Raw genomic sequence first — 21,877 nt, forward strand, 5'->3', positions numbered from 1 at the left:
TTTCCGGTTTGACCGGCTGTGTGTGGTCAAATAGCAAGCATTTCAACAAAAAAAGTCTCAACAACCAAAAGTAAAACAGCGCAAAGTACTGAACAACAGTACAAAACAATCAAGGAGGACTCACCTTTATGAAACGGACATTTGAAGTCACCCCCTGGAACATCGTCACTCACAAGTTAGATCCTGAAGACAAGCGCCTGCAGGAATCCATGACTTCACTGGGTAATGAATACATGGGGATGCGTGGTTTCTTTGAAGAAGATTATTCAGGCGACACCTTACAGGGTATCTACCTTGGCGGTGTCTGGTTCCCAGACAAGACCCGTGTCGGCTGGTGGAAGAACGGCTATCCTAAGTACTTTGGGAAGGTTATCAACGCTATCAATTTCATTAAATTAAACGTGCTGGTTGATGGCGATCCAATCGATTTAGCTAAGGATAAGGTTAGTGACTTTGAACTGAACCTGGACATGAAGCAGTCCAAGCTGACCCGTTCGTTTACGGTCACTAAGAACGGCCACGCCATTGAAATGAACTTCGAGCGGTTCATTAGTGTTGCTGACAAGGAACTGGTCGGCATTCGTGTAACGGCGACTAACAAATCGACCGACACCGTTAAGATCACGTTCAAGTCAGCCATGGATGCTGACGTGCAAAACGAAGATGCCAACTACGACGAACATTTCTGGAATGTCTTAAAGACGACCCAGAATGCGAGTGATGCATCGATCGTGGCCATCACGAAGGAAAATCCGTTTGGCACGCCTCGTTTCACGGTTGGTATCAAGATGACTAATGAAACTGACCTGAACCAGGACCCAGTTGACCAACCGAATGATAAAGAAGTCGTTAACCAGTTTAGCGGCGAACTTGCACCAAATCAAAGTGTCGCAATTGCCAAACGCATTACCGTTGTGACGTCACGGGACTACGATACTCAAGCCAAACTTGAGACTGCCATGAATACGCTCAGTGCGAAAGTTGCCGCTAGTTCGTATGACGACCTGTTTGCCGCGCACGCAAAAATTTGGGCTGACCGTTGGGAAAAGTCCGATGTTGAAATTGAAGGCGACACTGAATCACAACAAGGGATTCGGTTCAACCTGTTCCAGTTGTTCTCCACCTACTATGGTGAAGATAGCCGGTTGAACATCGGTCCCAAAGGGTTTACTGGTGAAAAGTACGGTGGTGCCACTTACTGGGATACTGAAGCTTTCGCCGTTCCTGTTTACTTGGGCATCACGGATCCTAAAGTTACCCGCAGTCTGCTAATGTACCGTTACCAACAATTGGACGGTGCCTATGTGAACGCCAAGGAACAGGGCCTCAAAGGTGCCTTGTATCCAATGGTGACCTTTAACGGGATTGAATGCCACAACGAATGGGAGATCACGTTTGAAGAAATTCACCGGAACGGCGACATTGCGTTTGCCATCTACAACTACACCCGTTACACCGGCGATAAGTCTTACGTCCTGAATGAAGGCAGCAAGGTTCTCACCGAAATCTCTCGGTTCTGGGCTGACCGGGTCCACTTCAGCGAACGTAACCAAAAGTACATGATCCATGGTGTTACTGGCCCGGACGAGTACGAAAACAACGTTGATAACAACTGGTACACTAACTATTTGGCAAGATGGACACTGAAGTACACCCTTGAAATTTTGGGTGAAGTGACTCCTGAAGTGGCCAAAAAGTTAACCGTGTCAGATGATGAAAAGAAGCACTGGCAAGACATCGTTGATCGCTTCTACCTGCCAGAAGACAAGGATCTCGGAATCTTCGTGCAACACGATGGTTTCTTGGACAAAGACCTCAAGCCCGTCTCATCCATTCCTGCCGATCAACTGCCAATCAACCAACACTGGTCATGGGATAAAATCCTACGTTCACCATACATCAAGCAAGGTGATGTGTTACAGGGTGTTTGGGACTTTATCGATGACTTTACGCCAGAACAAAAGAAAGCTAACTTTGATTTCTACGAACCACTGACCGTTCACGAATCTAGTTTGTCCGCCGCCATCCATTCCATTTTAGCTGCTGATCTTCACTACGAAGAGAAGGCCGTTGAAATGTACGAACGGACAGCCCGGTTGGATCTGGACAACTACAACAACGATACGGTCGATGGCTTGCACATTACCTCAATGACCGGTGGCTGGTTAGCCATCGTGCAAGGGTTCGCTGGTATGCGGGTCCGTGACGGTGAACTGCATTTTGCACCATTCTTACCTAAGAAGTGGGACTCATATCAGTTCCGAATCCAGTTCCGCGGCCGTTCGATCCAAGTCCACGTTGACCAAAAGGGGACACAATTGACCTTGTTGTCAGGTGAACCTTTGACCCTCGACTTGGATGGCAAAAAAGTATCATTAAACGCTTAAAATTGGTTTAACGTGTGATACACCAACTCACAAAACACTTGAAAGAAAAGACTGAGGCCGGTGTGGCCGTAATCTTCAGCTTTCTGATCCGCGGTTCGACAAAGGTGTCGGAACGGATAGTTACAAATTAAGTCGTTAATCAAAATAGTAGGAAACCGACCAATCACTTATGATCAGTCGGTTTTTTTATTGTGTTGGGACGCATTTGTCAGCGTACTAACAATAGTGGTTGATACTGTTCGATGTTAGCACACGTTTAATGCCTATTCGACGTTCCTAAACATTGTGAATTGGAAGACTCCTGTACCAAAATGGACACTTGTGAAATTATCCTGTAAACGCCTGGTACTACGCATTTATTTTGTACACAAATCCACAAGAACATCCCTTGCGTTCCTTAGTGAAAACGATTACACTGCAAGTGCATTAATTAAATAAGCCTAATGGAGGAATAATTATGACTACAGCATTTGCATCACCTTCTACTTACGTTCAAGGCAAAGGATTGTTGAAGACAGCTGCTCAGTATATTAAGCCATTTGGGAGTCACGGGATCTTATTAACGGATGACATAGTTTGGGGATTAGTCGGCAAGGATTTTTACGGCTATTTAACTGATGCGGGATTGACGATCGAACGGGTCACATTTAACGGCGAGAGTTCGCCTGAAGAAATTGAACGTGTTCAAGGAATTGGGGAATCCACGGGGGCTAAATTTATTATTTCATTGGGCGGCGGTAAGACTAATGACACCACTAAAGCAGTCGGCGATCGGTTGAAAATTCCAATTGTTATTGTGCCGACGCTAGCCTCCAACGATTCACCATGTACGCGGTTAAGTGTGATCTACTCAGAAAACGGTGAATTTTTAAAGTACATGTTTTACGATAAGAACCCCGATTTAGTTCTGGTGGATTCGGCCGTTATTGCCAACGCGCCGGTACGGTTTTTGATCGATGGCATGGCGGACGCACTGTCAACCAATGTGGAGGCTCAAAGTGTCGCGCGGGCACGGTCAACAACGTTGCTGCCATTGGAAACAAAACAGACTGCAGCTGGCATTGCCCTGGCGGAGAGGTGTGAATCGCTCCTCTTTGAATTTGGTGATCAGGCGGTTGCGGCTGCGGGACAGCATATGGTCACACCAGCTGTTGATCAGATTGTGGAAGCCAACATTCTCCTGAGCGGCGTTGGTGCTGAAAGCTCTGGGTTGGCTGCAGCGCATAGCTTCCAGAACGGGTTAACGGCTTTATCCGGTGATGTCCACAAGCTCTCACACGGACAAAAAGTGGCGTATGGGACACTGGTCAACTTAGTGCTGGAAGGGGCTATTGATGGTCGGTTAGAGAAGTATCTTGCTTTTGAGCTGGCGCTTGGGTTACCGACAACGTTAGCAGATCTGCACCTTGAAAATGCCTCAGATGAGGACCTGATGAAGGTATCTGAACTCACGGTTCAAGGCGGCGAGACCATTCACAACATGGGGTTCAAGGTAACTGCTGATGATGTGTTCCAAGCCATTAAAGCAGTGGACCAGTTTTCAAAGCAGTTCCAAGCAATTTAAACGCCATTGCAAGTGGCGGCATAAGCACCACAGAGAATTGTTTATACAGATTCATGATAAAAACACGGTTAAAAAAGCCAATTATGTTTTTTTAATCGTGTTTTTGATACGCATTTTATCCGCAACAGCATGATACTTGCGGATGACCTGTCCTGTTTAATAAAACGTTTTCAAAAAATATCAAATGTGCTTGACTTAACCTTTGAATATGCCTATACCATTAAATGTACTTACTTTTTTTAAGGAGGCATTCCTATGGATGCAGAAAAGGAATTAACTCGTATTTTAAATGATGGTCAACAAGTTGCCGTGGCGACACTGACTGAGGATGCTCAAAGCCCGGATGTTCGGATCGTTATTTTTGACTATGATTCGAAGAACCACCAACTGATTTTTTCTACGGTCAATGGTTCGCCCAAGACGGTTGAAATTTCAACCCACGCTACTGGCGCATTTACAACCATTCCGGCTGGTAATCAAGACGTTGTTCGGGCAAAGAATGTCACCATTAAAAAGCTCGCTGCGACTGATGAAATTGAATCGGCCTACTACGACAAATTCCCGTTTGCTCGCAAAATGGCTGACAACCACGCATTCTATGGTCTAGCCTTCACGACCGCAGAGGTATCTGCTAATGGTGAAACCGCTACTGTAACGTTTTAATATCGGGTCACGGAGAGGCATCGCTTGGCATGACGTTGCTGACAGATGACTTTCTTTGTCCACACTAAAAGGGGTACCAGCAGGACGCTTTAGGCGTCTATCCGCAGGTGCCCCTTTTAGTGTGGATAAAATTATTAATGATCGCCCAAACTCATAACGGCCTTTTCAATTGTCTGGCTATTTAAGAACCAGTGACGGTGATAATCACCGGATAAGGCTGTGAATGGAACGGGCTGATTGCCTGCTGTTATGACGTGGGCAACCAAGAAGTTTTTCAGGATCCATGGATCCTCAAGAGCGGTTTGTTCTAACTGCATGATGCGGTCGAATTTGATGCTGGAAATATTCAACTCGTTGCAAACTTGTTGTTTGGTTAAGCCTGAAAGTTCAAAGTTACGTGCAAGTTCATTTTTCGTTGCCAGCAGTTGTTCGGCATTTAATGACATTGGGTGGCCTTCTTTTCCAAAATTTGGTTAGTCTTCAAACGAGATACGGTTGACTTTCTCCAGGATTGATTCCAGCGTGACGCGTTCAGTTGCGGTCAGTGAGTTATCGACAAAAGCCTGCAGCCGATTAAAAGCAGCATCAATTTTAACCACTAGTTCTTGGCCTTCGGCTGTGAGCGAAAGGAGTTTCGTTCGTTCGTTTTCCACGGGAACTTCTCGTGACAGCAGATTGCGTTTCACCAGCCCCTTCACCAGATTAGTAACACTGGCTTCCTGGCGATTCAAATAGTGGGCCACGTCTCGTTGTTTGCACTGGGGGTGACGGGCAACATAGGCAATCACGCGACCCTGCTCACTATTGAGGCTGAGCGCGCGAAATTGGCCGTTGATGTAGGCTGTTTCACGGCTGTTGATTTGATGGATCAACGCAGCTGCTGAATGATTATTTTTGTCCATTTAATTGTCCTCCGAAGATGATAGGAGCAGTATACAAGGGCTTACTTTTAAATGCAAGTGTTAAGACTTGCATTTAAAAGTAAATCGACAGGTGTTTTAAAAATGAGCCTCATTTCAGCACATTTATGCCTATAATGGAGACAGAAGAAAGCGGTAAGGGGATCTTATGATGGACATTGGTGTGACAGTATTTTTGGGCTTTCTGATTGGTTGTTTGATCATGACCATGGGTGGCGGTGGTGGCGGATACTATCTGGGCGTCATGACAACGGTACTGGGGTTGAGCGCGTCTTCAGCGGCCTCAACCTCACTGGTAACCGCGTTGCCGCCACTGTTAATGGGCGTAGTCTCGTATTCGCACGAAAAACAGATCAACTATAAGGTCGGTTTTCGAATGATGGCCTACGCGGCACCAGCAGTCATTATCGGGTCGATTGCTGCCCGGTTCATTGACGAGAAACTGTATTCGATCATTGTTGGGCTAATTCTGGCAATGATTGGTGTGCAGTTTGTGTTGCGGTCCTTTAAGAAAAAAGGCAAACGAAAAAATGACCATAGTCAGACCTTCAATAAAGTTGCGCCGGGTTTATTCGGTAGTTTGGGCGGCCTGATGTGCGGTATCGGCGGGTTGAGCGGCGGGGCACCTGTGATGTCAGGGCTATTATTTATGGGGCTCGATTTTACAAATGCTGCTGCCACCTCAGCGTTTACCCTGACCGGTATCGTTGCCATGGGAATCGTCTGTCACATCAGTACTGGCAACGTTGTCTGGTCCGCCGGTATTGGCCTGATGATAGGCTCAATCATTGGCGCTTTTGTGATGCCGATGCTGCTTACTAAACTGGACCCCAAGAAGTTAAACAAGTACATGGTCCCAATTTTGGGCGTGTTGCTGATTGTCATGGGAATAAAAAATATGATGATGGGGTAAGTGGGAGAAGACCAAATATTTCCCCTGTTGGTGCTTGTCTTTACACAACCTTTACACGTTCGACATCGGGTCTTTACATTGAAATTATATACTTGGGTCAAGGGTTAAGAAGCGCGACTAACGAGAATTCGCGTCGATCGTTGACCCGATGCATTCGTCATTACCCAATTACCCCCCACACAAAAAATCAGCGTTTTGATTGTCACAACACCTGCGACAACTCAAAACGCTGATTTTTATTTTTAAGCTTTGCTGGTTTGGCCAGCGATGGCGGTCTTCATTTGCTTGGTATAATCTGTCAGCTTCTGTGGGGCCTGGTTGCCATATTCAGCAACTAAATTAACGCAGGCACTGCCGACAATTGCACCGTCTGCAATGCCGGTCATTTCAGCGGCCTGTTCCGGTGTATGGATCCCAAAGCCGATGGCGGTCGGCACGTCGGTCACGGTACGAATCCGAGTCACTAGCTCGCTCAGGTCGTCAGCAAACTTGCTTCGTTCACCGGTAACCCCAAGTGAGGAAACCACGTAGATGAAACCAGTCGCCTTTGACACGATTTTTTCGATCCGACTGGCTGAGGTTGGCGTGACCAGCGGAATGATGTCGATACCATGCTTAGCAGCAAACGGATCGATCTCACCACGCTCTTCAACTGGTAAATCAGGGATGACGAGCCCATCGACACCCAATGCTTCACAGCGGGCACAGAATTTTTCGTAACCGTACTGGAACGGAATGTTCAGGTAGGTCAGAAAGACTAGCGGCACCTGAGTCTCTTTCCGGATTGCTTCAACAATGTCGAAGAAGGTATCCGTTGAGATGTCTGGATCAGCCTTTAGGGCGCGAATGTCGGCTGCTTGGATTACCGGCCCATCGGCAACGGGGTCAGAGAATGGGAGACCAAGTTCAACGATGTCGGCACCGCCTTCAGCTAAAGCAACAACATTATTGACGGTACTCTCGAAATCCGGGTCGTTAGTGACGACGAATGGGATAAAGGCTTTATTATCTTTAAAAATTGGTTTTAATTTACTAGTCATCGATATTTACTCCTTTGTACTTAGCGATTGAAGCAACGTCTTTGTCGCCCCGCCCTGACAGGGTGCAGACGATGATTTGATCCTTACGCATTTTTGGTGCAATCTTTTGAACGTAGGCAACCGCGTGGCAACTTTCGATAGCGGCAACGATACCTTCCGTTTTAGCAATATATTCAAAAGCGTCAACCGCTTCATCATCGGTGATGCCAACGTATTGGGCCCGACCAGAGGCAGCCAAGGCCGCGTGTTCCGGGCCAACACCAGGGTAATCCAAACCAGCTGAAATGGAGTAAACAGGGTTGATCTGACCGGTCTTGTTTTGCAAGAACATGGACTTCATGCCGTGGAAGATGCCCTCTGAACCACGTTCAACGGTGGCTGCAGTGAGATCGGTATCAACGCCCTTGCCAGCAGCTTCGGCACCAACAAGTTGGACACTAGGTTCATCGATGTAATTGGCAAAACTGCCAATAGCATTGCTCCCGCCGCCGACACAGGCAACGACCATGTCAGGTAATTTGCCGGTCTGTTCTTTCAATTGCGACTTTGATTCTTGGCTGATGATACTTTGGAAATCTCGAACCATTAATGGGTATGGGTGAGGACCAGTTGCGGAGCCCATGACGTAGAACGTGTCATCGACCCGGGTAGCCCATTCTTGTAACGCCGCGTTGATGGCGTCCTTGAGAACCATTGATCCACTGGTAACGGGGTGCACTTTGGCGCCCAGAAGTTCCATCCGGTAGACGTTCAATTTTTGGCGGTCGGTATCTTCCTTCCCCATAAACACTTCACATTCCATCCCGAACAAGGCAGCAATCGTTGCAGTAGCCACACCATGTTGACCGGCACCAGTTTCAGCAATCAACCGGGTCTTGCCCATGTGCTTGGCCAAAAGTGCTTGACCAATCACGTTGTTGATTTTGTGAGCTCCAGTATGGTTGAGGTCTTCACGTTTGAGGTAGATTTGTGCGCCGCCTAAGTCTTCGGTCATGCGCTTAGCATAGTACAGTAATGAAGGCCGGTTGGCGTAATCAACGAGCAGATCATGCAATTCAGTTTTGAATTCTGGGTCGTTTTTGTAATGTTCATAAGCCTTGGTCATCAGATCAAGTTGGTTCATTAATGTTTCTGGAATGTATTGGCCACCGTATTCACCGTAGCGACCAGTTGTGTTTTTGTTCAGTTCAAGATTTAATTCGGTCATTGGAAAGGTCCTCTCAATTATCTTTTTTAGTTGTTGTGAGCAGTAGTAACGATTGCTCTGATTTTTTCTGGGTCTTTTTGTTTGTTCGTTTCAACACCACTGGAAACATCGACCACGTCCGGACGAACGGTGGTGATTGCCTCGGCCACGTTTTCGGGGGTCAAGCCGCCGGCAAGAATGAACGGGTGGCTTGCTTGCGGTACCCGTTTCCAATCGAGTGGAATACCCGATCCGGCACCACTGTCTAACATGGTGTAGTCAGCAGCAGTTGGCGTGATGGGTTCGTCAGGCTTATAGACTTGGAACACCTTTGCGCCGGCATCTTTTAGTGCCTGCACTGTGTCTTCCGGTTCGTTTCCGTGGAGTTGAACGTATTGAATGGCACCGGAACGAAAGACGGTCAGCATCTCATCCAACGGGGCGTTGACGAAAACGCCAACGGTTGGAATAGTGTCATCAATGATCTGTCGGAATCGTAACGCCGTTTCCAGGCTGATCTGACGACGACTTGGGGCAAAAACGAAGCCCGCAAAATCTGGTTTTACTTCATTAATAACGTCAGCGTCCTGTTCACGCATCAGGCCGCAAATCTTAATTTGCGTCATTGACGGTCACTCCTAATAGTTCATTGATCTTGGCAGCCTTATCATCGGCACGCATGAGTGTTTCGCCTACCAAAACACCGTTGACGTGAGCGGCTTCTAAAGTTGCAATGTTATCTCGGTCATGAATACCGCTTTCGGCGATGAAGGCGATGTTGTTTGGAACCAGTTTGCGGAGGTTCAAACTATTGTTCAATGAGACGGTGAAGGTCTTCAAGTCCCGATTGTTAACGCCAATCATTTTGGCGCCTAAGCCGAGGGCTTGTTGAAGTTCAGTTTCATCGTGCGCCTCAACTAGAACGGCTAAACCGAGTTTGGTTGCTAAGGCGAAGTAATCGTGAAGTTGTTGCGGTGTCAAGATGGCCACGATGAGCAGGACAATGCTGGCACCAGCAGCTTTTGCTTGATACAGCATGTAGTCATCAACCACGAAGTCTTTTCGCAGTACGGGTACGGTAACTTCGTCGGTGATTTCATCTAAGTAGCGCAGGTCACCTTTGAAATAGTCGGGTTCGGTCAAAACAGATATCGCGGTGACCCCGTTTTGATCGTAATCCTTGGCAATGTCGAGATAGGGAAAATCGGATGCAATCTGACCCTTTGATGGGGAGGCTTGCTTGACTTCACCAATCAGGTGCATACCAGGTGCTAAGAAGCGGTCGTAGACTTGTTGCGGATCCTTGGTAGGGACCTTGGCGGCGCGGGCTTTGACCTGTTCCAGTGATTCAGTTGCTTTTCCTTTGGTTAAGCGGCGCTTGGTCGCTGCCACGAGATCGTCTAAAATCATGCGACTTTGGCTCCCTTCGTCAGGTTAATTAATTCGTCGAGTTTTTCTTGTGCCTTGCCGGTGTCAATCATCTCGGCAGCCAGCTTGATGGCGTCTTCGATAGCCATATCCGGGTGGGCGGTGTAGAGTGCTAAACCGGCGTTCATCAAAACGATATCGCGCTTTGGCCCCTTCTTACCAGCGAGAATGTCGCGGGTGATTTGGGCGTTATCTTCTGGCGTACCGCCAACGATGTCAGCCTTTGTTGCACGCGTCAGGCAAAATTGTTCAGGGGTGATGGTGTAAGACTTGAAGTCGTCGCCGCGTACCTCAACAATGTTGGTTGGCGCCGAGATGGATACTTCATCCAACCCGTCAGTACCATGAACGACCAGGGCGTTTTTAACGCCTAATTGGTTGAGCACGTGCGCCATGGGTTCAAGTAAGTTATCATCGTAGACACCTAAGAGCTGCATGCCGGCGTGGGCTGGGTTAGCCAGCGGGCCAAGGACGTTGAACAATGTCCGGATACCTAAAGTCTTACGAACCGGTGCAACGAAGCGCATGGCTTGATGATATTCTTGGGCGAATAAGAAGCAGATACCAATCTGGTTGAGGATGGCCTCACTTGTTTCAGGGGTCACGTTGATGTTAACGCCCAGGGCTTCGAGGACATCTGCGGCACCGCTCTTGGAAGAAGCGGCCCGGTTACCATGCTTGGCAACGGGGGTACCGGCAGCGGCGACGACCAGTGAAGAAGTCGTTGAAATGTTGAATGAGTTGGCGTGGTCACCACCAGTACCGACAATTTCGAGAACCGGTTCGCCGGCCTTAAAGGTTAAGGCGTGGTCTCTCATAGAATCGGCAGCACCAGCAATTTCCTCAACCGTTTCGTGCTTTACTGTTAAAGCAGTAAGCAAGCTTGAAATTTGGATGTCGTTTGCCTTACCGTCCATAATTTCGTTCATCACGTCGTTCATTTGGTCAAAGGTTAAGTCTTCACGGGCTGCTACTTTAGTAATTGCGTTTTCAATAGTCATTGTCATGGGTAATTCCTCCAGTTAGTTGTGTTTGTTTGTATGCGTCTGTCAGTCGTGATTGAAGTGAAACTAACTGGATTTGCCATCGTGTATTGTTTGTCATCATAAGATCTCCCTTGGAATAGAAAAATCCGCCCATAACATCAATACACAACATAGTGTGTACTGAGTTAAGGACGGATTTGAATTCCGCGGTGCCACCTTAATTTGATAGCGTGGGACTGATCCCGACACTATCACCCTTAGCGAGATACGTATTCATATCTCCGACAACTGACGCATGTCTGTGCGTTTCCCCGTACTTGTGTAACACTTTCGAGGGAACCCTCTGTGGTCCATTTAACTACCTGCGTTTGGTCGCACTCTCAGCAACGGCGGCTCTCTTTACATGCACGGTAATCTTGATCTCCACATCATAGGTTTGTATGGACGAATCATTTATTTGATTGGCATAAGATTAAAACTTTCTAAGAGATAAGTCAACAGGTTTGCAAAAAAAAGTTTCTAAGCAAGCCCACGAAGTGCTGTTGCAACAGGAATCTGCGCCAAATAATTTTTTATGATCTGTTGGCCGACTGCCAGCTCCGTCATGATGGATTCCGGGTGGAACTGAACCCCATAGACCTGATTGTCATCATCTGCAATGGCTTGAATGGTGCCGTCGTCAGCTGTTGCGGTGACTCTGAGTTCATCTGGCAGGGTTGCCGGGTCGATAACCAGTGAGTGGTAACGCGCACACTCGAACTGTTGCGGACAACCGGCAAACATGCTGTCATTTCCCTGTTGCGTCATCAGCGATGGTTTACCATGCATCAATTTCGGTGCGTGCACGACTTTTGCACCGTACACTTCGCCAATGGCTTGGTGACCCAGGCAAACGCCTAAGACAGGGACTTTACCAATAAAGGCTTCTAAGATACTGTTCATGTTGCCGGCATCCTCTGGTCGGCCAGGACCGGGAGAAAGAATGAGTCCACTAGGTTGTTTGGCAGCGAGTTCTTCAGCCGTGATCTGGTCATTCTTCACAACGGTGATGGGTTCCTCGGTCAGTGTCCCAATGAGTTGATACAAGTTATAGGTGAAACTGTCGTAATTATCGATTAGATAGAGCATGTGCGATTCCTCCCTTGTCGGCGGTGTTGATAGCGTTGACCACGGAACGGGCCTTATTGTTAAATTCTTGGTATTCATACTTGGCAATGCTGTCGGCAACGATACCGGCACCAGAATGGACAACGATTTGGTTACCTTTGCGGTAGGTTAATCGGATGCCGATGCAGAGGTCGAGGTCGCCACTGAAATCGAGGTAGCCGAGGCAACCACCGTAGACGCCGCGTTTGCGGTTTTCGAGATTGCTGATAATCTGCATCGCCGAAATCTTCGGCGTGCCCGATAACGTGCCAGCCGGTAACACAGCGTTAACAATGTCAATGGCGCTGGCATCCTTGTTTGCCTTGCTCTCAACTGTTGATCCCAGATGCATAACGTTTGAAAATTTCAGCAAATTACGGGTTTGCGTCACTTGCACGGAACCAAATTGACTGACCTGCCCCAAATCGTTGCGGCCGAGATCAATTAACATATTGTGCTCTGATTTTTCTTTTTCACTGGTCTGCAATTCATGTGCAAACTTGGCGTCTTCTTCGGGGGTATCCCCACGACGGCGGGTGCCGGCTAGTGGGTAAGTAAACAGTGTGTCATCGCGTTTTGTGATCAGTGTTTCAGGTGAAGCACCTAGCGTTTCGAAATCGCGATGATGGAAGTAGAACTGGTAGGGTGAAGGACTGGATTTAAACAATGTTGGCGCGACACCCAACAGAGAACCGCTCATTTCCGCTTGTTGCGGGTTCGACAAAATGAGTTGGAAAATATCACCATCGACAATGTGCTTTTCAGTGTCTGCCACTTTCTCGGTGAATTCTGTCAAGCTGAAGTGGAAGTGGAATGGTTTTGTCAGCCGAAAATCAGGTAGTTGTTTCGGGATACTTGTCAACAAAGTCTTTTTCAAGGCAGTGAGCTGCGTCATGACGGTGTCATACTGTGCGTCAAGTTCCGTTGTTTTCACGATTTGGCTCAGGGTCACGATGTGTTTGCGATGGTTAAACGCAATGACCCGTTTGATCAACAGCAGGTCAGCATCGTCCAAGCCCATAGGGTCATCAACATTTTCGCGCAAAGCAGTGGTTGCATATTTGGCATAGTCGTAGCTGAAGTAACCGACGAGACCACCGGTAAATGGCGGCATGTCCGGCAGTTTTGGTGTCTTGCTTTCGGCTAAGACGGTTTCCAAGATTGGTTTCAGATCAGTTTTGCTGATGATGCTGTGGCCGTCAGCCTGTTCCTCGGTTAACATGTGGTCACGATACGTATAGGTGTGGGTCGGCCCTAAGCCAATTAATGTGTAACCATCTTCGGTCACTTTTGGTTTCCCGGTTAATAGAAACCCAGGATCGTTAGTCCCTTTCAGGGCGTTGAAGATGTTGACCGGGGTAAAGTCTGGCATGCTGAACTGCAGCGTCACGGGTACGGCAGGGTAGCAAACACTAGCTTGTTTTAATGCGTTAAGTTCCATGATTTAATCACCTCATAATTTTTTTGTGGGTTTCGATTACGAATCAGCATTGCCATCGTTTCATGTTGATTACTCCTTTATATTAATCACTAAAAAGCCCGTCCATGTTCAAACGCATAGCTTGCGCTTGAATAAGGACGGGCGATTATGCCGCGGTGCCACCTTACTTCAGTCAAAGAGTTTCCCCGTTGACCACTCTTAGCGAGGTGCGTATTCACACCTCCGACAACTGACGTATGCCTGAACGTTCCCGGGTACGCAATACATAAACGTATTTTTGCCGGGGCCCTCTGTGGTCCATTTAACTACCTGCGTTCGGCCGTACTCTCAGCAACGACGACTCTCTTTACGTGCACAGTAATCTTGATCTCCACATCATTGGTTTTTATGGACGGTATTTAATTGGTGATAAGACTACTCAGGTGGACGGGATTTGTCAACGACTATTATTTTTTGAAGCGTCCTTCTTTCAAGTCCTTTATTAGTAGACTTTGTTCAAATTAATTTTTAAGTTAGGCGATTAGTTATTTTAAAATAAGTGCGTATTTACGTGATGATAATTTCGGATTGACTGGTACAATTTTGAACCGTGTTTTTGATAAGTCAGTATTGTGAAGATATCGCTCGTGCCTAAGATCCCAGTTCAATTTTCAGAAACCGTCAAGCAAATTCAAGTTCAGTATTCTCATTTGAGGATGTTTATAATGTGGGCCAAACGTCTCGTTTGCCTTGCAATCGTCATGAAGGAAATAAGATATTATGATGAGAAAACGATTTGAATTTTTGAATGAGTGAAAGTTATTAACCATTACTGTTAAGCTAAGACTTATTCGTTGTGGCAAAAATGATTATACAAAAATATCAGCATCAAAAATCAAAGCCTAACAAAATATATTTTTAAATCGCTATATAGATTGCTTTCATGTTCATAAACCCTATAAGACAGCACTTTCATCAATAGACATTATCTCAGTATTCAATAAAAAGTTTAAATTAAAAACGCATTAACAGTTGACAGAATTCTCAAGATAGTTTATTGTTTAAAGCAATCAAAATCTAATTTAATTTTTAGGAGTTAACAATTATGACAGAAAATATAAACCGAAATTCAAATCGATTTAGTTACTATTGGTTCAGGTAGGTGTCTACAACGTACGGGTTGCAGGCACCACTCTCAAGCAGCCTGTGCGACCAATAGTTTTTCGACATGGTTCGGTCACACAGTTAAGAAATTTAGTTTTACTCACTGTGTGAACCGATTAAACACCGATTATTTTAGATTATTCGGCTGAAATCTTTTCCCGCAGTGCACATACACTGCGGGATTTTTGTTTGCCGTTCAAGTTGATAATTGACTATTATTCGAAACAATGACCTAGATTTTGACATGAGGAGGAAGAGAGAAATGTTTGATGGCCACACAGATTTATATGAATTAATTGCAGCACCGGCGCATCACAGTTTATCGCCACTGATCCACAACACAAGTTTTAACAAATTGAACATCAACAGCGTCTACTTAGCCTTCGATGTCGAAGCAGACGAACTGACGGATACCGTGGCATCGCTGAGAGCGTTATCCGTACACGGTGCAAACGTCTCAATGCCGTATAAGGAAGCGGTGGTGCCCTTCATGGACGAGCTGACCCCGATGGCCAAAAGGCTTGGCGCGGTGAATACCATTATTAAACGTCACGGACATTTAGTGGGTGACAGCACCGATGGGCAAGGATTTGTGGACGCCCTTAACGATGAGGCCGTTTCCGTGACTGGCAAGCACGTGGTTGTCCTTGGCGCTGGCGGCGCTGGCCGAGCGGTGATTGCTGCCTGTGTCGAAGCCGGAGCAATGGTGACCGTATTTAAACGCCAGAATCGGACCTTTGAGGCGATTCAACAGCAGCTAACCAACTGGTCGCCAAACATCACCGTGTTGCCTTACGAAGACCTCGACCAAATGGCGCAAGTTGTGGCAGAAGCCGACGTCATCATCAACACTACCAACGTTGGTATGGGCGCTGATACGGGCGTTCCGTTAGCTGACAGTGTGATGGCCGTCCTGCAGCCGGGTCAGTTCGTTGCTGATGCCATTTATGCACCGTTGGAAACTCAATTTTTGAAGGAAGCCAAGGTACAGGGCTGTCAAACAATGAACGGCATCAACATGCTGATCCATCAAGCAGCCCGCGCCTTTACCCAGTGGACGGACATTCCAATGCCTGTTGACACCGTTAAAGAAGCCGTTAACAACCACTTACTCAGTCTCGCTGCTAAATAATAAAACCAAACCAGAAATGAGGAATGCACAATGATTATTGTATTGACTAAGGAAGACCAAACCGTTATCTCAGCACTGAAACGACACTTCGGTGACACCCATGATGTTTTTGTCCATGACAACCGCGTTGCCCTGCAGGGTGTGCAACCCAACGAACTTAACGCTAACGAGAAGGCAGCCGTTAGGGACATCATTACCGACGAACCAAAAGCCGTTCAAGGCAGCCGGCAATTCCACCCAGAAGACACGATTATTCGAACGAAACACAGCGTTATCGGTGGCGACAACTTCGCACTGATGGCTGGTCCCTGTTCCGTTGAATCACAAGAACACGTGCTTAAGATGGCTGCCGTTGCGAAAGCCAGCGGTGCCACAGTTCTCCGGGGTGGTGCTTTCAAGCCGCGGACTTCACCATACTCCTTCCAAGGACTTGGTGAAGATGGCCTGAAGTTCTTACGAAAGGCAGCCGATGAATACAACATGGATGTTTTGACCGAGGTCATGGATGACGAGCACGTCAAAATGGTTGCCAAGTACACCGACATCTTCCAAATCGGTGCACGAAACATGCAAAACTTTTCGCTGCTTAAAGCAGTTGGAAAGACTAACATCCCGGTCATGTTGAAGCGTGGCATGTCCGCTACGGTTGACGACATCCTGAATGCGTCTGAATACATTGCTGCCGGTGGTAACCACAATATTATGATTACTGAACGGGGTATTCGAACCTTCGACAATAAGTACACTCGAAATACCATGGACGTTGGCGTTGTGCCCGTTTTGCAGAAGCTGACCCACTACCCCGTTATTATTGACCCATCGCACGCTGCTGGGCACACCGAATTTGTGACGCCATTAGCGTTGGCCGGTACCGCTGCTGGTGCTTCTGGATTGGTCGTTGAAATTCATGATGATCCGGCTCATGCATTCTCGGATGGTGCCCAGGCATTGAAGCCGAACGAATACAAGAAAATGGCTGAAAAAGCGCTGGCTATCCGCGATTTGATGACCGGCATGGATAACCAGCAAGCGGAAGCGGGGCGGTAGGATGCAAACAGTATCCGTCACGTTACCAAACCAGTCATACGATGTGCTGATTGATCGCGGACTGCTGGACAAGACAGGTAAATTAGTTGCCCAGCAGTGGTCACCTCGCAGAGTTGCGCTTGTCAGTGATGACAATGTCGCACCACTATACCAAGCGCGCGTTGCTAAAACGCTGGAACAGGCAGGGTTTGAAGTGCACTGCTACGACTTTCCAGCTGGCGAAGCGTCCAAATCACTGACCGTGCTGGCAGACCTGGCCCGAAAGATGGCCGCTGCCGCATTTAACCGCGATGATGGGGTGATTGCCCTGGGTGGCGGCGTAACCGGTGATCTAGCAGGTCTGTTGGCAGCGACATACATGCGCGGCATTCGTTTCATTCAGATCCCCACATCGTTACTGGCACAGGTCGATAGTTCCGTCGGTGGTAAGACCGCCGTGGACTTGGATACGATTAAAAATATTATCGGTGCTTTTTACGAACCGGACCTTGTCATTATTGATCCGGACACGCTCCAAACATTGAAACAACGTGATTTAATCGAAGGCTATGGCGAAATCGTCAAAACGGCAGCCTTGGAAGGTGGTGACTTTTGGAAACTGATTGAAACCATTGACTCGCCCGCTGACCTGCTGGCACATTCACCAGAGCTCAGCGCCCGCTCAATCGGGTATAAAGCGAAAGTCGTGATGGCGGATGAAACTGAAAGCGGCAGCCGGCAACTGCTGAACTTTGGTCACACGCTGGGTCACGCTGTTGAAGCGCTGGCAGCCGGCGGGTTGCGCCACGGTGAAGCGGTCAGCATCGGCATGCTTGCCTTAATGCAAGTGTTTGAGGATGCTGGGCTGTCTGAAGCGGGCATCACCGCCGCGTTGAAGGATCGGTTGGCAGCTGTTAACCTGCCGACCACTTCGCCGCTTTTAAACTCACCACAGGTACTCGACAAGGTCAAAAACGATAAGAAAAATCGTCACGGCCATCTGAATCTGGTTTACCTAAAGGCCTTAGGCGAACCGGCAATCAAGTCGGTACCAACTGAAGAAATCGCAACATTTTTACACTTACCTGAAGCATAAAATGTGTTTGGGAATGCACATTGTAAACAAAGATAGGCAGGGTAATGCGGTTCGAAAGACGCAAAATTGTAAAGTTTCAAAAAAGAAAGCATTGGGAAGTGCTTTCTTTTTTGCTTAATAGCGAAACCGCTTTAATAACTGTTTTAATGCTGAATTAAAGCAAGACTGCGTTTCTGTATTGATTAACCGCATTAATAGTTCTTGACAATGGGACATATTTAAATTTAAATAGTATTTAATTATGTTAATTGTTGAACATTTGTACTGACGGTTACTCAATTCAAATCTGATCAAGGTACAGGTGAGAAAAATGTCTCGAAAAGAACGATTGAAGACGACCTTCAGCTTATATTTTGACTACTTGATCCATGGGATGGCCATTGTGATCTTAGCGCAAAATATGACAGCTTTAGGTACCCGATGGCACGTCGGGGATGCAGGCGTTTCCTATGTGATTTCATCACTGGGCATCGGCCGACTATTAGTTTTATATATAGCAGGGTACCTCTCTGACCGGTTTGGCCGGCGCTTGTTTGTCAAAATCGGGATTCTGACCTACATCTGTTTTTTCGTGGGCATCATTCTGTCACAAACGGTGGTGGAGGCGTACTTTTTCGGTATTTTGGCCGGAATGGCGAACTCTTTCCTCGATACCGGGACATATCCGGCACTGATGGAGCTGTACCCAAACAAACAGGCAGCGGCCAACATTTTGATCAAGGCGTTTGCCTCGATTGGGGAGTTGATCCTACCAATCTTTGTCGCAACGCTGGAAGGCTTTAACCTCTGGTTTGGCTGGTCGTTTACCTTCTGTGCCGTTGCGATGGCAGTCAATTTTGTTTTTATGTGGCACCGCCAGTTCCCAGACATGGCACAGGATGCTGCACCGGAACCGGAAATTGACACGAGTAAACGCGTGTTAGCAGAACCAGAAGACTCGAAAATGACTCCGCGTAAACTCTTACTAGGAATCGTATTAACAATTTTCGGCTACATCTCAATGGCCACTTTCTACTTGATCAGCCAGTGGTTGACACAGTACGGCGAACAGGTAGTTAAACTGGACATGGTTCACGCGCGGATGCTGGTCAGCATCTATAGTGTCGGATCGATTTTGGGTGTTATCACAACAGTTATGCTTGTGGAACGGGTAATTAAACCGGTTTGGTTCATGGTCGGCGACACATTGCTTTCCTTTGTGACACTGTTACTGATGGCGATGTTCCCAGTCGGTTGGCTCATGTATATTGGTTCATTTATTATTGGCTGTTCGGCCGCCAGTGGGGTCATGCAGATCGGGCTGACCATTATGGGGAACGTCTTTCCTAAGTCTAAGGGTCGAATTACTGGGATTTACAATACCGCTGGCGCTATTGCCTCGTTCTCGATTCCTGTGTTTACCGGAATTTTATCAAAGACGAGTGTCCACAGTATTATGTGGTTTGATGTGGGCATCGCGTTGGTCGGCATTCTTTGTGCTTTAGCTGTGATGGCCATTTTGCGTAAGAGGGATCCGAACGCTGAAAGCGCTACTGAAGAAGATTTGATCTAACAATAAAAAAGATATCTGCTCGAATGAGCAGGTATCTTTTTTTGTCGCTTAATCGTTACTCAGCAACCTTGAATGGCATGCATTTCATTCGAGATATGGAATTTTGTCAATCATAGATCGCCCACCAGTCAAATGCAGCATACAACGGACTTTCTTTAATAAGCATAGACAAAGCTATATCAACTGTTTTGCACTAGCAAACGTCTGCCGGCAGTAACTGCGCACAAAGTTATGGAATCGATGCACAGAAGGGGTCACAAAGTGGTTTTGCTTAGTAATCAGGTAAAGATCATGGTTCATGGTGTTGTCTTCGATTGGGCGCAGCAGGACACGGTCTTGGTTCAACAGGGGTAGGTTGGGCATAATTGCGATTCCGACGCCGTTGGCGACAAACCCGGCAATTGTGTAATCCTCTTCAATTTCGTACAACACGTTTGGTTTGATGCCGCTGGCAGCGATGATCTTATCGATCAACGGGCGTAACCCGCTGTTCTCGGAAAACATGATCATTGGATATTTTTCCAAGTCTTTGAAGTAGATTTTGTCTTTTTTTGCTAACGGATGATTAGTTGGAATAGCGACCCGAATGGCCTGCTTAACGATGGGAATAAATTGAAAAACATTATCAGCCTCTTGTTCGTTGAAGAATTCTGCGTAGGATGCCAAAACAACATCGTACTTATCATCATAGAGATCCTGCAGGAGTTGCGGCGTGGTATTTTGTCCCAAATCGAAAGTGATTTTCTGATTTTCTTTTTCAGCCTTAAAGTGGGTCATCAGTTCTGGTACCAACCGTTGTCCCATTGTGTACGTAAAGCCCAGACTAACATGTCCTTGATCCGGATTCGTTAGTTGGCGGACAATAGCATTTCCCTGAGATAAACTATCGAGACTGTTATCAATGTAAGAAAGATAGATCTTACCGATTTGGGTCAGTTTGATGTTTCGGCCGTCAGGTTCAAATAACGGCACACCGACTTCAGCCTCCAGCTTTTTAATGGCGTAACTAAGTGACGGTTGTGAGATACCAAGGTTTTCAGCTGCCTTGGACATGTGTTGTGTTTTTGCTAATTCGCGGAAAAATTGTAGGTGACGTAAGTTCATAGTCTTAGCCTTCCTTGTGATTTATAGATACATTCTATCACTAAAATGAATTAGTATTATTTATTATGATAAATGACCATGATAATATTGCAAGTGAATTGAGTAACAATTAATATTTTTTCTTACAAAATAAACTTAGGAGTGATTTTCATGTCTTTGAATCAACTAGATGGACACACAATTTTAATCGGCTTAATGGCTTATCCTATTCGCCATTCCATGTCTCCTACAATGCATAACCATGCTTTCGAAAAACTGGGTTTAAACTACGCATACCTTGCTTTTGAAATCACAAATGATGGTTTGGAAGGTGCTGTAAACGCTATCAGAACACTGGACATGCGCGGCTCAAACATCTCTATGCCTAACAAGCAAAAGATTATTCCACTATTAGACAAGCTTGACCCAGCAACTGAAATGATTGGCGCTGTTAACACAGTTGTTAATGATAACGGCGTTTTGACTGGTTACACTACCGATGGTATCGGCATGATCAAGTCATTAGATGATGAAGGTATTGATATTCGCGGCAAGAAGATGACCATGGCTGGTGCCGGTGGCGCCGGAACTGCAATTGCTATCCAATGTGCCCTAGATGGTGTTAAAGAAATCTCACTCTTCAACCGTGATGATGAATTCTTTGCCCAAGCAAAGCGGAACGTTGATTTGATCAACGAAAAGACCGACTGCAAGGCCACCCTGCATAAGTTGGAAGATCAAGACGACTTCAAGGCTGAAATCGATAGTGCCTTCATCTACTGTGATGCTACCAGCGTTGGGATGAACCCATTGGAAGGCCAAACCTTAGTTAGTGACCCTTCATGGTTCCGTAAGGACTTAGTTGTCTTTGATACAGTTTACGCACCACGGACTACTAAGTTGATGGAAGTCGCTGAAGAAGCCGGTGTTGAACATGTCTTCAACGGTTTGGGCATGATGCTCGAACAGGGTGCCGCAGCCTTTAAGCTCTGGACTGGCAAGGAAATGCCTGTTGAATACATTCGCAACATTTTGTTTAACGAAGATAAATAAAAGAGTCTATGTAATCACGTTTCAAACTGATTAAAAACGATGATCCACTCATTGTGAAAGGGTATTTGCCAGAATTGAAGTGAGCCCTTTCAACGCGTTACGCCAATATCAAACGTCT

Annotated in this window: 19 protein-coding genes; 9 read left to right on the forward strand and 10 right to left on the reverse strand. The window is 46.7% G+C overall.

The window, feature by feature from the left end:
* The first annotated feature begins 128 nt into the window (after nt 1-128).
* From FC82_RS01315 to FC82_RS01325, 3 genes are all read left to right on the forward strand, one after another.
* Nucleotides 129-2,387, forward strand: a complete 2,259-nt coding sequence (locus FC82_RS01315) for a glycoside hydrolase family 65 protein (protein ID WP_054759154.1) — start codon at nt 129-131, stop codon at nt 2,385-2,387.
* 457 nt (nt 2,388-2,844) lie between these two features.
* The gene (locus tag FC82_RS01320) at nt 2,845-3,951 is read left to right on the forward strand and encodes a glycerol dehydrogenase (RefSeq protein WP_054759152.1); all 1,107 of its coding nucleotides are present in this window, start codon (nt 2,845-2,847) and stop codon (nt 3,949-3,951) included.
* Between the two features lie 255 nt (nt 3,952-4,206).
* Nucleotides 4,207-4,614: a hypothetical protein gene (locus FC82_RS01325; RefSeq protein WP_056995994.1), complete on the forward strand. Its 408-nt coding sequence runs from the start codon at nt 4,207-4,209 to the stop codon at nt 4,612-4,614.
* Between the two features lie 134 nt (nt 4,615-4,748).
* On the opposite strand, the gene FC82_RS01330 is transcribed toward FC82_RS01325, so the two are convergent.
* Both FC82_RS01330 and FC82_RS01335 read right to left on the reverse strand, forming a co-directional pair.
* On the reverse strand, nt 4,749-5,060 hold the full coding sequence (locus FC82_RS01330) for a DUF2316 family protein (RefSeq protein WP_054759150.1): 312 nt from the start codon (nt 5,058-5,060) through the stop codon (nt 4,749-4,751).
* Between the two features lie 27 nt (nt 5,061-5,087).
* Nucleotides 5,088-5,516: a MarR family winged helix-turn-helix transcriptional regulator gene (locus tag FC82_RS01335; protein ID WP_054759148.1), complete on the reverse strand. Its 429-nt coding sequence runs from the start codon at nt 5,514-5,516 to the stop codon at nt 5,088-5,090.
* Nucleotides 5,517-5,697: 181 nt separating this feature from the next.
* Between FC82_RS01335 and FC82_RS01340 the strand changes: the two genes are divergently transcribed.
* The gene (locus tag FC82_RS01340) at nt 5,698-6,447 is read left to right on the forward strand and encodes a sulfite exporter TauE/SafE family protein (protein WP_235809148.1); all 750 of its coding nucleotides are present in this window, start codon (nt 5,698-5,700) and stop codon (nt 6,445-6,447) included.
* Between the two features lie 242 nt (nt 6,448-6,689).
* On the opposite strand, the gene trpA is transcribed toward FC82_RS01340, so the two are convergent.
* The 7 genes from trpA to FC82_RS01375 form a co-directional block, all read right to left on the reverse strand.
* Entirely contained in the window at nt 6,690-7,487 is a 798-nt protein-coding gene (trpA, locus tag FC82_RS01345) for a tryptophan synthase subunit alpha (RefSeq protein WP_056995996.1), read from the reverse strand.
* Nucleotides 7,480-8,694, reverse strand: coding sequence for a tryptophan synthase subunit beta (gene trpB / locus FC82_RS01350; protein WP_054759142.1), 1,215 nt, complete (start codon nt 8,692-8,694; stop codon nt 7,480-7,482). The genes trpA and trpB overlap by 8 nt, the downstream gene beginning before the upstream one ends.
* A 26-nt stretch (nt 8,695-8,720) precedes the next feature.
* Nucleotides 8,721-9,299 (reverse strand): phosphoribosylanthranilate isomerase, encoded by a 579-nt coding sequence (locus tag FC82_RS01355; RefSeq protein ID WP_056995997.1) that lies wholly within the window; start codon nt 9,297-9,299, stop codon nt 8,721-8,723.
* Nucleotides 9,286-10,083: an indole-3-glycerol phosphate synthase TrpC gene (gene trpC, locus FC82_RS01360; protein WP_054759137.1), complete on the reverse strand. Its 798-nt coding sequence runs from the start codon at nt 10,081-10,083 to the stop codon at nt 9,286-9,288. Before trpC ends, FC82_RS01355 begins: the two co-directional genes overlap by 14 nt.
* Nucleotides 10,080-11,102: an anthranilate phosphoribosyltransferase gene (gene trpD / locus FC82_RS01365; protein ID WP_054759287.1), complete on the reverse strand. Its 1,023-nt coding sequence runs from the start codon at nt 11,100-11,102 to the stop codon at nt 10,080-10,082. Before trpD ends, trpC begins: the two co-directional genes overlap by 4 nt.
* 504 nt (nt 11,103-11,606) lie before the next feature.
* Nucleotides 11,607-12,215, reverse strand: a complete 609-nt coding sequence (locus FC82_RS01370; protein ID WP_056995998.1) for an anthranilate synthase component II — start codon at nt 12,213-12,215, stop codon at nt 11,607-11,609.
* Nucleotides 12,196-13,674 (reverse strand): anthranilate synthase component I family protein, encoded by a 1,479-nt coding sequence (locus FC82_RS01375; RefSeq protein ID WP_056995999.1) that lies wholly within the window; start codon nt 13,672-13,674, stop codon nt 12,196-12,198. The genes FC82_RS01370 and FC82_RS01375 overlap by 20 nt, the downstream gene beginning before the upstream one ends.
* Before the next feature lie 1,405 nt (nt 13,675-15,079).
* Here FC82_RS01375 and FC82_RS01380 point away from each other — a divergent pair.
* The 4 genes from FC82_RS01380 to FC82_RS01395 all read left to right on the forward strand — a co-directional run bounded on the left by FC82_RS01380 (nt 15,080) and on the right by FC82_RS01395 (nt 19,623).
* Nucleotides 15,080-15,949 carry a shikimate dehydrogenase gene (locus FC82_RS01380; RefSeq protein WP_054759135.1) on the forward strand — a complete coding sequence of 290 codons (870 nt, stop codon included), beginning with the start codon at nt 15,080-15,082 and terminating at the stop codon, nt 15,947-15,949.
* A 30-nt stretch (nt 15,950-15,979) separates the two neighbouring features.
* Nucleotides 15,980-16,996, forward strand: a complete 1,017-nt coding sequence (aroF, locus tag FC82_RS01385; protein WP_054759133.1) for a 3-deoxy-7-phosphoheptulonate synthase — start codon at nt 15,980-15,982, stop codon at nt 16,994-16,996.
* Nucleotide 16,997: 1 nt separating this feature from the next.
* Complete coding sequence (gene aroB / locus FC82_RS01390) at nt 16,998-18,071, forward strand: 3-dehydroquinate synthase (protein ID WP_056996000.1); 1,074 nt, start codon at nt 16,998-17,000, stop codon at nt 18,069-18,071.
* Between the two features lie 310 nt (nt 18,072-18,381).
* Nucleotides 18,382-19,623 (forward strand): MFS transporter, encoded by a 1,242-nt coding sequence (locus FC82_RS01395; protein WP_056996001.1) that lies wholly within the window; start codon nt 18,382-18,384, stop codon nt 19,621-19,623.
* A 174-nt stretch (nt 19,624-19,797) separates the two neighbouring features.
* Here the strand turns inward: FC82_RS01395 and FC82_RS01400 are convergent, their stop codons facing one another.
* On the reverse strand, nt 19,798-20,727 hold the full coding sequence (locus FC82_RS01400) for a LysR family transcriptional regulator (protein WP_056996002.1): 930 nt from the start codon (nt 20,725-20,727) through the stop codon (nt 19,798-19,800).
* A gap of 150 nt (nt 20,728-20,877) precedes the next feature.
* Between FC82_RS01400 and FC82_RS01405 the strand changes: the two genes are divergently transcribed.
* The gene (locus FC82_RS01405; protein ID WP_054759132.1) at nt 20,878-21,759 is read left to right on the forward strand and encodes a shikimate dehydrogenase; all 882 of its coding nucleotides are present in this window, start codon (nt 20,878-20,880) and stop codon (nt 21,757-21,759) included.
* Nucleotides 21,760-21,877 lie beyond the last annotated feature (118 nt).

This window comes from Secundilactobacillus collinoides DSM 20515 = JCM 1123 (genome assembly GCF_001435975.1).
Lineage (GTDB): Bacteria > Bacillota > Bacilli > Lactobacillales > Lactobacillaceae > Secundilactobacillus > Secundilactobacillus collinoides.

Excerpts from the sequence above, each read along its gene's own strand:
- FC82_RS01315 (WP_054759154.1), top strand. The coding sequence starts at position 129 with ATGAAACGGACATTTGAAGTCACCCCCTGGAACATCGTCACTCACAAG.
- FC82_RS01320 (WP_054759152.1), top strand. The coding sequence starts at position 2,845 with ATGACTACAGCATTTGCATCACCTTCTACTTACGTTCAAGGCAAAGGA.
- FC82_RS01325 (WP_056995994.1), top strand. The coding sequence starts at position 4,207 with ATGGATGCAGAAAAGGAATTAACTCGTATTTTAAATGATGGTCAACAA.
- FC82_RS01330 (WP_054759150.1), bottom strand. The coding sequence starts at position 5,060 with ATGTCATTAAATGCCGAACAACTGCTGGCAACGAAAAATGAACTTGCA.
- FC82_RS01335 (WP_054759148.1), bottom strand. The coding sequence starts at position 5,516 with ATGGACAAAAATAATCATTCAGCAGCTGCGTTGATCCATCAAATCAAC.
- trpA (WP_056995996.1), bottom strand. The coding sequence starts at position 7,487 with ATGACTAGTAAATTAAAACCAATTTTTAAAGATAATAAAGCCTTTATC.
- trpB (WP_054759142.1), bottom strand. The coding sequence starts at position 8,694 with ATGACCGAATTAAATCTTGAACTGAACAAAAACACAACTGGTCGCTAC.
- FC82_RS01355 (WP_056995997.1), bottom strand. The coding sequence starts at position 9,299 with ATGACGCAAATTAAGATTTGCGGCCTGATGCGTGAACAGGACGCTGAC.
- trpC (WP_054759137.1), bottom strand. The coding sequence starts at position 10,083 with ATGATTTTAGACGATCTCGTGGCAGCGACCAAGCGCCGCTTAACCAAA.
- trpD (WP_054759287.1), bottom strand. The coding sequence starts at position 11,102 with ATGACTATTGAAAACGCAATTACTAAAGTAGCAGCCCGTGAAGACTTA.
- FC82_RS01370 (WP_056995998.1), bottom strand. The coding sequence starts at position 12,215 with ATGCTCTATCTAATCGATAATTACGACAGTTTCACCTATAACTTGTAT.
- FC82_RS01375 (WP_056995999.1), bottom strand. The coding sequence starts at position 13,674 with ATGGAACTTAACGCATTAAAACAAGCTAGTGTTTGCTACCCTGCCGTA.
- FC82_RS01380 (WP_054759135.1), top strand. The coding sequence starts at position 15,080 with ATGTTTGATGGCCACACAGATTTATATGAATTAATTGCAGCACCGGCG.
- aroF (WP_054759133.1), top strand. The coding sequence starts at position 15,980 with ATGATTATTGTATTGACTAAGGAAGACCAAACCGTTATCTCAGCACTG.
- aroB (WP_056996000.1), top strand. The coding sequence starts at position 16,998 with ATGCAAACAGTATCCGTCACGTTACCAAACCAGTCATACGATGTGCTG.
- FC82_RS01395 (WP_056996001.1), top strand. The coding sequence starts at position 18,382 with ATGTCTCGAAAAGAACGATTGAAGACGACCTTCAGCTTATATTTTGAC.
- FC82_RS01400 (WP_056996002.1), bottom strand. The coding sequence starts at position 20,727 with ATGAACTTACGTCACCTACAATTTTTCCGCGAATTAGCAAAAACACAA.
- FC82_RS01405 (WP_054759132.1), top strand. The coding sequence starts at position 20,878 with ATGTCTTTGAATCAACTAGATGGACACACAATTTTAATCGGCTTAATG.